This window comes from uncultured Leptotrichia sp. (assembly GCF_938036635.1).
GTDB lineage: Bacteria > Fusobacteriota > Fusobacteriia > Fusobacteriales > Leptotrichiaceae > Leptotrichia > Leptotrichia hongkongensis.
Window position 1 is genome coordinate 1 of sequence record NZ_CALHQO010000164.1, and the last position, 2,013, is coordinate 2,013.

Genomic DNA, 2,013 nt, shown 5'->3' on the forward strand with positions numbered 1-2,013 from the left:
ATAAAAAAATCAGAAAATTCCTCAATCATTAAGTTCATTCCTGATTTTATTTTACATAAATTCTGAATTAATTATTTTACAATTTTTAAAATATCTTCCACAATTTGCTCTTTCGTTAATCTATTATTTTTAAACGCCACATCTGGAGCCACTCTATCAGTAAATTGTTTCTTAATCCCATAATTTAAGACTTTCATATCAGAAGTCCCGTAGAATCTCGCAATTTTTTCTCCAAATCCGCCATCTATTACACCATCTTCTAGTGTAACAACTAATTTATGTTCTGATTTTAATTCGTTTAATAATGTTTCATCGATCCCTGAGGCGTATCTTGGATTAATTAATGTTGCATTAATTCCATTTTCTTTTAAAAGTTCTTTTACTTCTTTTCCTAATTTGTAAAAGTTACCTAGCCCTAAAATTGCTACGTCTTTTCCTTTTTCAGTAACAAAATATTTGTTTAAGTAGCTAAAATCTTTTTGTACATTTCCTGTATCTTCTGACAATTGAGAAGGCACTCTTATTGCAACTGGATGCCCTTTGTATTCAATTGACCAGTCTAGCATTGCGAAATATTCTTCCTTGCTTGTTGGAGCTAGAAATACAATGTTTGGGATATTTGACACTAATGAGATGTCAAACCAGCATAAGTGAGTAACATCGCTCATTCCACCTAGCCCTCCACCGAAAATAAGAATGGTAGCTGGATTATTATTTATTGCCAAATCTTGAGAAAGCTGATCGTAAGTTCTTTGAATAAATGTGCTAAAAACTCCATATATTGGTTTTCCACCATTTTTAGCCATTCCAGAAATCATTGCTACAGCCTGTTCCTCTGCAATTCCAACATCAATAAACTGTTTTGCAAATTTTTCTCTTCTATCCCTTGTAAATCCTAAAACAGTTGGTGTTCCAGAAGTTACAACAGCTACTGTCGAATCTTTTTCCATTTTATCCATCAAAAATTCAGCAGTATCATTACTCAATCCACCAGAATAAGAATTACGTTTTTCTCCTGTTTCTGGATCAAAAGGCATTCCATAGTGCCAAGTTTCCTTATCCTTTTCAGCGTAAGGCAGTCCTTTTCCTTTTTGAGTATGCACATGAACAACTATTGGATGATCAATATCTTTTACTTTCTCAAAAACTTCTATCAAAGCTTCCAAGTCATTTCCTTTATCCACATAAATATAGTCAAGGCCTAATGATTTAAAATAATTATTTTGAGCCTGTCCGTTACTTTCTCTTAATTCTCTTAAATTTTTATAAAGCCCTCCGTGATTTTCAGCAATCGACATATCATTGTCATTTGCAATAATAATGATATTTGTATTAAGTTCAGAAGCTACATTAAGCCCTTCAAATGCTTCTCCGCCACTAAGAGAACCATCCCCAATAATTGCAATTATATTTTCTTTTACGCCACGCAAATCTCTCGCTTTAGCAAGTCCAGTCGCTAAACTGACAGATGTCGAAGTATGCCCGATTTTAAAGAAATCATGCTCGCTTTCATCTTGATTGGTATACCCCGAAACCTCCGAATACCTATCCAAATCTAAAAATCCAAATTTTCTTCTAGTAATGATTTTATGCGGATAACATTGGTGTGAAACGTCAAATACAAATTTATCAACAGGTGAATTAAATACCTTGTGTAACGCAATTATTAACTCAACTGCTCCAAAGTCAGGACCCACATGTCCCCCTTTATTACTAACTCTGTGAAGCATAGCATCCCTAATATCCTGTGCTAATACTATTAATTCTTCTCTACTCAATTTTTTTAAATCTTTTGGAGAATTTACTCTTTCTAATGCCATTTTTTCCCTCCTGTAATTCATCAAATTTCTTTCCTGAATTGTAACAAATATCCCTTATAATTTCAAATGCTTTTTTCTTATTAGTAATTATGCCTTTTAGTAATAGCTAAATCTAAATTTTTAAATTTTGATATTTTTTTGAAAATTAAAAGAAACTGGAAGCAGATTGTGAATGGTCCGATTGGTGAAAAAA

The 2,013-nt window shown here is 32.5% G+C and carries 1 protein-coding gene; it reads right to left on the reverse strand.

Going from position 1 to position 2,013, the window contains the following annotated elements:
• Nucleotides 1-71 precede the first annotated feature (71 nt).
• Nucleotides 72-1,820, reverse strand: coding sequence for a 1-deoxy-D-xylulose-5-phosphate synthase (locus Q0370_RS03170; RefSeq protein WP_299572035.1), 1,749 nt, complete (start codon nucleotides 1,818-1,820; stop codon nucleotides 72-74).
• Nucleotides 1,821-2,013 lie beyond the last annotated feature (193 nt).